This window comes from Micromonospora sp. NPDC051543 (genome assembly GCF_044454415.1).
GTDB lineage: Bacteria > Actinomycetota > Actinomycetes > Mycobacteriales > Micromonosporaceae > Micromonospora.
The window spans coordinates 620,805-628,720 of the sequence record NZ_JBITDT010000001.1 but is presented as its reverse complement, the minus strand read 5'-3'; the positions used below and the strand labels follow the sequence as shown (position 1 = coordinate 628,720).

8 protein-coding genes are annotated in these 7,916 nt (G+C 73.0%); 4 read left to right on the top strand and 4 right to left on the bottom strand.

Annotation, left to right across the window (positions count from 1 at the left end; all coding sequences use genetic code 11):
* Positions 1-98 precede the first annotated feature (98 nt).
* A complete protein-coding gene (locus ACIA3K_RS02935; RefSeq protein WP_396798775.1) occupies positions 99-602 on the bottom strand; it encodes a winged helix-turn-helix domain-containing protein in 504 nt (167 codons plus the stop codon).
* A 277-nt stretch (positions 603-879) separates the two neighbouring features.
* Here ACIA3K_RS02935 and ACIA3K_RS02930 point away from each other — a divergent pair, with 277 nt between their 5' ends.
* The 4 genes from ACIA3K_RS02930 to ACIA3K_RS02915 are packed head-to-tail and all read left to right on the top strand — an operon-like array spanning position 880 to position 4,553.
* Entirely contained in the window at positions 880-1,863 is a 984-nt protein-coding gene (locus ACIA3K_RS02930) for a phosphatase PAP2 family protein (RefSeq protein WP_396798773.1), read from the top strand.
* 16 nt (positions 1,864-1,879) lie between these two features.
* On the top strand, positions 1,880-2,575 hold the full coding sequence (locus tag ACIA3K_RS02925) for a response regulator (protein WP_396798771.1): 696 nt from the start codon (positions 1,880-1,882) through the stop codon (positions 2,573-2,575).
* Positions 2,572-4,065 (top strand): ATP-binding protein, encoded by a 1,494-nt coding sequence (locus tag ACIA3K_RS02920; protein ID WP_396798770.1) that lies wholly within the window; start codon positions 2,572-2,574, stop codon positions 4,063-4,065. Before ACIA3K_RS02925 ends, ACIA3K_RS02920 begins: the two co-directional genes overlap by 4 nt.
* Complete coding sequence (locus ACIA3K_RS02915; RefSeq protein WP_396798768.1) at positions 4,062-4,553, top strand: hypothetical protein; 492 nt, start codon at positions 4,062-4,064, stop codon at positions 4,551-4,553. Before ACIA3K_RS02920 ends, ACIA3K_RS02915 begins: the two co-directional genes overlap by 4 nt.
* Before the next feature lie 15 nt (positions 4,554-4,568).
* Here the strand turns inward: ACIA3K_RS02915 and ACIA3K_RS02910 are convergent, their stop codons facing one another.
* From ACIA3K_RS02910 to ACIA3K_RS02900, 3 genes are read right to left on the bottom strand one after another with little or no spacing between them, the layout of a single operon-like run.
* Positions 4,569-5,588, bottom strand: a complete 1,020-nt coding sequence (locus ACIA3K_RS02910; RefSeq protein ID WP_396798767.1) for a D-alanine--D-alanine ligase family protein — start codon at positions 5,586-5,588, stop codon at positions 4,569-4,571.
* Positions 5,582-6,724, bottom strand: coding sequence for an alanine racemase (gene alr / locus ACIA3K_RS02905; RefSeq protein WP_396798765.1), 1,143 nt, complete (start codon positions 6,722-6,724; stop codon positions 5,582-5,584). Before alr ends, ACIA3K_RS02910 begins: the two co-directional genes overlap by 7 nt.
* The gene (locus ACIA3K_RS02900; RefSeq protein ID WP_396798764.1) at positions 6,721-7,854 is read right to left on the bottom strand and encodes an acyltransferase family protein; all 1,134 of its coding nucleotides are present in this window, start codon (positions 7,852-7,854) and stop codon (positions 6,721-6,723) included. The genes alr and ACIA3K_RS02900 overlap by 4 nt, the downstream gene beginning before the upstream one ends.
* Between the last annotated feature and the right edge of the window lie 62 nt (positions 7,855-7,916).

The following is a 7,916-nucleotide window of genomic DNA, read 5'->3' as shown; positions in this document are numbered from 1 at the left end:
CGTCTTAGAGTGACCACCCTCTATACCGGAGCTCCGCTGCTTCGTCTCCACGACACGCTTGACAGCCCACCGAAACGCCTAACTGAACGGCGTTGCAGCTAGATCGGTGCGAGCCGGAAGCCGACCCCACGGACCGCGTGGATCGTCGCGGCGGCGTTGAGCCGGGCGAGCTTGCGGCGTACCCGACGCACGACCGAGTGCATGTCGGACCCGCGGCCCAGGTGCCGGTTGCCCCAGACCTCGAGGTGCAGCCGCTCGTACGTCCAGACCTGCCCGGGAGCGTCGACGAGGCAGAGCAGCACGTCGTGTTCCAGGCGGGTCAGATCGATCTCCTGGTCACGCCAGCGCAGCACGCGGCGGTCGGAGTCGACGCTCAGGTCGGGCGGCGGCTGCGGGCGTCGCGCCACCTCCGCCCGTGCAGGCGGGGCCGGGGGAGGTACGACGGGGGGCAGTTCGCCCACCCCGAGGAACTCCCGTGCCTGCTCGACGTTGGAGACGATCAGGAAGGCGTCGCTGCCGCCGAGCAGGCGTGCCAACTGCCGGCGCTCGGCCGGTGACGACGCGATGCCGATGACGAGTGGAGCGACCGAAACCCCGTTCATTGCCCAACCCCTTCCGGTTCCCCACGAACACTCCGGATGGTTTTCGCACCGCCGAGAATCATCGATCGGCGTCTTGATCTTAGTGACGGCTCGTCTCGGCCAGGTAAAACATAGTTGCATGTAAGCATGTGAATGAAGGTTCACGTCCGGGCGGCGCTGGCGGCAGGACGTTCGCGCAGGGAGGATCGCCCGGGTTTTTCCGGTACGAGCCTCGGTTGTGACAGAACCAAGACAATCCACGGACAGCCCCCGGATCTGGCGGGCCGAGCATGGGCGCATGTCCCACGGATCGTCGTACCCCATCGGTCGCTCGTCGGTGCCACCGCCACCGGCGCTGTCGCCCGGCCCGGCGCGCGCGCTGGCCCCCGGCCGGCCCGCCGCGCCACCGGCACTCCGGCTGCTCGCGGCGGGCGTCTGTTGCCTGCTCGCGCTCTGTCTGGTCGGCGTGGTCTTCGTATGGACCCAGCCCGGTCAGTGGGTCGACGGGCTGCTCCTGCCGCGCGCCGAGCGGGGTGGGGGCTACGAGCAGGCCGGCGGCCTGTTCGGTCCGGCCACGGTCGTCCTGCGGCACTTCGGTCAGCCGGCGCCGCTGGCCGTCCTGCTCACCGCCGTGCTGGTGGTGGGCCTGCTCGGCCGTCGGCTGCTGCCCGGCGTCGTGGGCGTCGGCATGGTGCTCACCGCGGTGCTGGCAGCCGGTGTGGCGAAGTCGGCGCTGCCCCGCCCGGACCTCGCGGTTCCGAACTCGACCACCCACAACAGCTTCCCCAGTGGTCACGTCGCGGTGGCGACGGCCCTGGCGCTGGCGTTCCTGCTGGCGGCGCCGGGCGCGGCCAGACGGTGGCTGGTGGTGCCCGGCGCGGCGGGTGTCTCGGTGATCGGCGCGGCCACCATGATCGCGGGATGGCACCGGTTCAGCGACGTGCTCGGGGGCGTCCTGCTGAGCATGGCGCTGTTCTGCCTGGCGGCGGCCGCGTTGGCGGCCCGGTCCGGCAGCGACGCGCTCCGTCCGCTCGCCGGGCCGGCCTCCGGTCGGGTCCGGCGTGCTCTCGTCGAGGCCGCGGTGGGGCTGGTCGTACTGGTCTGGGCGGTTCGGTTGCTGGTTCCCGGTCTGGCCGCCGAACTGCGGTGGGGACCGTTCCTGGCCGTCCTGCTGGCGACCGCGTCGACGATGCTGGCGGTGGGCGTGGCGGCGTTCCTGATCCGGTCGGTGGAGTTCGTCGGATCGGCGCGAAGCATCGACAAATATGAACAATCTACGTGATGGGATACTTGACGGCATGCCCCAGGTCCTGCTGATCGAAGATCACCAGACGGTCCGCGACGGACTGCAGTTGGCGCTCACCCGGCAGGGCCACACCGTGGTCGCCGTGGCGACCGGTGAACAGGGTCTGGAGCGGCTGCGGACGAGCGCGTCCGACGTGGTGGTCCTCGACATCATGCTGCCCGGCATGGACGGGTTCGAGGTCTGCCGTCGCATTCGGCAGGACGGCGATCTGCCCATCATCATGCTCACCGCGCGCAACGACGACATGGACGTGGTGGCGGGCCTGGAGGCGGGCGCCGACGACTACGTGGTCAAGCCGGTGCAGGCCCGGGTGCTCGAGGCGCGTATCCGCGCGGTGCTGCGACGCACCGGCGGCGACTCACGGCGCCCCGGCGCCGATCGGCCCGGGCTGCACCGGCACGGCGCCCTGACCATCGACCGTGCCGCGCTGGTGGTCACCAAGGACGGCGTGCCGATCGGCCTGGCCCCGACCGAGCTGCGTCTGTTGCTCGAACTCTCGCACACGCCGGGCCAGGTGCTCAGCCGCCAGCAACTGCTGGAGGCCGTCTGGGAGCACGGCTACCTCGGCGACTCGCGGTTGGTGGACGCCTGCGTCCAGCGGCTCCGCGCCAAGATCGAGGACGAGCCCTCGACGCCGGTCTACATCCAGACGGTACGCGGCTTCGGATACCGGTTCGGGCCGCTGTGACCCCCTGGCACCGGGCCCGCGCCATGGCGTTGGGCCTGCGCACCCGGCTGCTCCTGGCGTTCGCCCTGCTGGGCGTGACCACCACGGCGGTGGTGGCCAGCGGCAGCTACTTCCAGGCGCGGACCGTCATCCTCCAGCAGGCGCAGGACGCGGCGGTGGCCTCACTGACCGACCAGCTCTCGAAGGTGTACCCGGTGCTGAGCCTGCCGCCCGGCGAGGAGGAGATGAGCCTGTTGGCGGGGAGGCTCTCCGACCGGGACAGCTACGCCGTCGTGCACTACCGGGGGCGGTGGTCGTCGGGCGGCGAGGGCGCCGAACAGCTCACCCCGCAGCTGCGGCAGGAGGTGGCGCGCGGTCAGATCGCCTGGCAACGCGTCGACCGTGGCGGACATCCGGTGCTGCTCATCGGCACGCAGCTCCGGCTCGACCGGGCCGACGGCACGAGCGTGGCGTCCGGAGTGGAGGTCTACTCGGTGCGCAGCCTCGCCTCCGAGCAGCAGAGCATCGAGCGGCTCGCCACCCTCGCGTGGGTGACCGGTGGGCTCTCCCTGATCCTCGCGGTCCTGCTGGCCCTGCTGGCCGCCCAGGGGGTGCTGCGGCCGGTACGCGAGCTGGGTCGCGCGGCCCGCCGGCTCGGCGAGGGAGACCTGTCCACCCGGCTGACCGTCCGGGGCGTCGACGAGCTGGCCGACGTGACGCGCACCTTCAACGACACCGCCGCGACCATCGAGCGTCAGGTCGGTGAGCTGCGGCGGATGGAGGCCGACGCGCGCCGCTTCGTGGCCGACGTGTCCCACGAGCTCCGTACGCCGCTGGCCGCCATGACGGCGGTCACCGACGTGCTCGACGAGGAGGCGGACCGGCTGCCGGGAGACGCCGGCCGCGCGGCCCGGCTGGTCAGTCAGGAGACGCAGAGCCTCACCCAGCTCGTCAACGACCTCATCGAGGTCAGCCGGTTCGACTCCGGCACCGCCCGGCTCGCCCTCGACGACGTCGACGTCGCCGCGGCGGTCACCGCGACGCTGCGGCTGCGGGGGTGGGCGGACCGGGTACGGGCGGATCTGCCGTCCGGTGTCGTCGCCCGGCTCGATCCCCGGCGGCTCGACGTCATCGTCGCCAACCTGGTCGGCAACGCCTTGCGGCACGGCGCCGAACCGGTGTCCGTCCGTCTGGTCACCGAACCCGACTGGTTCACGATCGAGGTCACCGACCAGGGACCGGGTCTGGACCCGGAAGTGCTTCCGCACGTGTTCGACCGCCTCTACAAGGCCGACACCGCCCGGACCCGCTCGGAGGGCAGCGGTCTCGGACTTGCCATCGCGTGGGAGAACGCGCGCCTGCACCGGTATGCCGGGCGGTCGGGGAGCCTGGTGGCGGGCAACCACCCGGAGGGCGGGGCGGTGTTCACGCTTCGGTTGCCCCGGGTGGCGTCCGAGACCGCGAACGCCGGAGGCGTACGGACAGCCGCGGACGCCGGAGGCGTACGGTGAGCCGCCGTCGCGGGACGCGGGCGCTGCTCGCCGTCGCGCTGCTGGTCGCGCTGCTCACGGCCGGCTGCGGAGTCCGGCCCAGCGACGTCATCACGGGCCGCTCCGCGGTGAGCGGACCGTCCGCGGGCGGGGGCCTCTACCTGATCGCGGACGGCGAGCTGGCCCTGGTCGTCCGACCGGCGAAGAGCGTGCCCGAGTCACCGGTGGACACGCTCGTGCTGCTCGCGGCCGGTCCCACCGAGGCCGAGCGGAGCGCCGGGTTCACCAGCGAGGTGCCGGCCGACGCCGCGCCGGTGAGCATGACGCCGAGCACCGACGAGCCCGGCATCACGGTGCGGGTCAAGGGCGCCGTACTCCCGCTGTCCACCCTCGCGGCCAACCAGATCATCTGCACCGTGGCGCTCGCCGGCCAGCAGGTCAGTTCCGCCCCGGTCACCCTCGTCGGCTCGGACGGCACCCGGCCGCCCTGGTCCTGCCCCATCGAGTGACCGGGGCGACGCCGCTCACACCAGATCGACCGCCCGTTCCGGCCGGGGCAGCCCCGGGGCGAGGACTCGAGCCCGGTCGGTGAGCGTGCCGGCGACCAGAATGTCGAGCAGGGCGGGAAACTCGATGCCCGCCCGCTGCCAGATCTGCGGGAACTGCGACTCGGCGGTGAAGCCGGGGAACGTGTTGACCTCGTTGACGATGGGCTCGGCGCCCTCGTGGGGGAGGAAGAAGTCGACCCGCAGCAGCCCCCGGCAGTCGAGGGCTTCGAAGGCGCGGACGGCCCGGTCCTGGAGCACCTCGGTGGTGGCCGGGTCGAGCTGGGCCGGGATCTGGAAGACCGCCCCGCCGTCGTACTTCGCGTCGTAGTCGAAGAAGCCCGCGCCGCTGACCCGGATCTCCAGCGGCGGACCGGCCTGCACCCGGCCGTCGGGGTGCTGCAGGACGGCGATGTCGATCTCCCGGCCGTGCGCGCCCTGTTCGACGAGCACCTTCGGGTCGACCTCCCGGGCCTGCGCGAGCGCGGCGGGCAGCGCCGACCACTCCGTCACCCGGAACACGCCCAGGCTGGACCCCGCCCGCGCCGGCTTCACGAAGACCGGCAGGCCCAGCCGCTGCTGGTCGAGCGGCGACAGGGTCTCCCCGGGCCGCAGGGTCACACCCGGACTGACCCGCAGGCCCTCCGCGGCGAGCAGCCGCTTGGTGACGCCCTTGTCCATGCCCGCCGCGCTGGCGAACACCCCGTTGCCGACGTACGGCACGCCGAGCCATTCCAGCAGCGATGCGACCGTGCCGTCCTCGCCGTACGGGCCGTGCAGGGCCGGGAACACCACGTCCTGGGCGCGCAGCACCCGCAACGCCTGCGGCAGGCCCATCGGACGACCGTCGACGTGCCAGCCGCCGTCGGTGTCGATGAGCACCTCGGTGACCTGGTACCGCTCCCGGTCCAGACCGGCGAGGATGGCGGCCCCCGAGCGCCGCGACACCTCGTGTTCGCCGCTTCGCCCGCCGTACAGCACTGCCAGTCGCGTCAACATGCGACGTCCGCCCTTTCGTGGAGATGGACGCGGCCCACCCGCGCCCCGATTCCGGTCAAGATCTCGTGCGGGTTGGTGCCGGCCCAGCGCGCCCACTCGGTGACGGTCGGCGCGTCGTCGTCGCGTCCCGTGCCGACCACGACGACCGGGTCGCCGATCCGCACCGCCAGGTCGCCCACGTCGACCACGCACTGGTCCATGGCGATCCGCCCGACCACCGGGCAGCGTCGGCCGCCGAGCCAGACCTCGGCCCGGCCCTCGCTGGCGCGGGGCAGCCCGTCGGCGTAGCCGAGCGGCAGCAGCGCCAGCGTCGTCGGGGCGGCGGTCACGTGCTCCGGCCCGTACGAGACGCCGGTGCCGGCCGGCACCCGCTTCACGTTCACCACGGTCGTGCGCAGCGTCAGGGCGGCGTGCAGCCCGAACGCCCCGGGACCGACCGCGCCGAACGGGTCGACGCCGTAGAGGGCCAACCCGATCCGGCAGAGGTCGAAGCGGGTCCGGGGCGCGGACAGCGCCGCCGCCGAGTTGGCCAGGTGGACGAGGTCGGGGTCGAGGCCGGCGGTCCGGGCGACGCGCAGCGCCTCGGCGAACGTCCGCACCTGAGCGGCCAGCGCGGGCGCGCCCGGTACGTCCGCGTCGGCGAGGTGGGACCACACGCCGCGTACCCGGACCGTGCCCTCGACCTCGTACTTGCGCGCCCAGGCCACCAGGTCGGGCCAGTCGTCGCGGCCGGCGCCGTTGCGGGTGAGGCCCGTGTCGGCCTTGAGCTGCGCCGTCGCGGGCACGCCGACCCGCAGGGCCGCGTCGGCGAGCGCGTGCAGGTGGGTGATCGTCGAGACGCCCACGTCGACGCCCGCGAGGATCAACCCGGCGAAGTCGTCGTCCGGGCGGTGCAGCCAGCTCAACGTGGGGGCGGTGATGCCCGCGGCGCGCAGGGCCAGCGCCTCGGCCGTCGAGGTCACACCCAGCCAGGTGGCGCCGGCGCGTAGCGCGGCCCGGGCGACCGGCGCCGAGCCGTGGCCGAACCCGTCGGCCTTCACCACCGCCATCAGCTCCGTGCCGGTGACGGCGGCGATCCTCCGCACGTTGTCGGCGATCGCCCCGAGGTCGACCACCGCCTCGGCCAACGCGCTCATCCGGCGACCGCCTCTCGACGCGTCCCGGGAAGCGCGAACAGCCACCGGGCGTGCGCCGCCAGCAGCGCGCGGTGCACGGCCAGGCTCAGCCCGGCGACGAGCGCGGTCAGCAGGATCGGGTAGCCCAGCACGATCAGGCCCTGAGCGCCCGCGTCCAGCTCGGAGACCGGGGCGGCCAGCAGGCGGTGCAGCAGCGCCAGCAGCGGCATGTGGATGACGTAGATGGGCAACGTGATACGCCCGAGCGCGGCCAGCCGGTCGCCGAGAGCGGGCCACCGGACCAGCCGGGCGGCGGCGGTGACGCCGAAGGCCACCGCGACGACGGAGACCGCCGGCCAGACGCCGAACCACCGCTGCGCGCCGGCCGCCGCCATCACGGCGAGCGCGAGGGCGTACGCCCCGCCGGTCAGCGCCAGTCGACGCCGGGTGGCGGTGGCGGCCCACCGCTGGATGTGGGGCCGCAGGTACAGGCCGGCCAGGAAGAAGATCAGGTTCGCATAGAGGCCGGCCCGGTTGCCCGGCGTGGCCAGCAGGCCGGCGGCGGTGACGGCGGACAACACCGCGGCGGGTACGACGACCAGCGACCGGGGCAGCCGACGGGTCGCCTTGGCGAGCGTGAAGTAGAGCGCCAGGGCGTACAGGTACCAGAGGTTCGAGGGCGTGACGGTCAGCTGCGCCAGCAGACCGAGGGCGGACGTGGCCCGGTCGGTCGGGAAGTCCGGCGCCACGGCCAGGACCGCCGTGTGGATGAGCAGCCAGAGGGCGTACAGGTAGAGGAACCCCGCGATGCGGCCCCGGGCGACGGCACGCCAGGGCCGCTGTACGGCGTTGGCCGCGAAGAGGCCGCTGATGGTGAAGAAGAGCGGCATGCGCAGCGGCAGCAACTGCTCACCCAGCGTGCCCCACAGGCCCGGCACGGGTACGCCCACGTGCCAGTCGATCCGCAGGTAGTCCTTGACGACGACGTGCCATCCGACGACGAGGACGATGCACACGCCCTTCGCGGCGTCGGCCCACTGCACACGCTGCGGTCCGCCGGTGTCGGCCTGCCGCCGGTGACGGAACCGGACGCGCGCGTTGGGGTCGTACCCGCCCGGTCGTGGCTCGGTGCGAGACAGCTCTTGGATCACTCAGCAGAAGGTGCCAGCGGGATATCCGCGCCTGATCCTCGAATTGTCATGATCCGGTAATG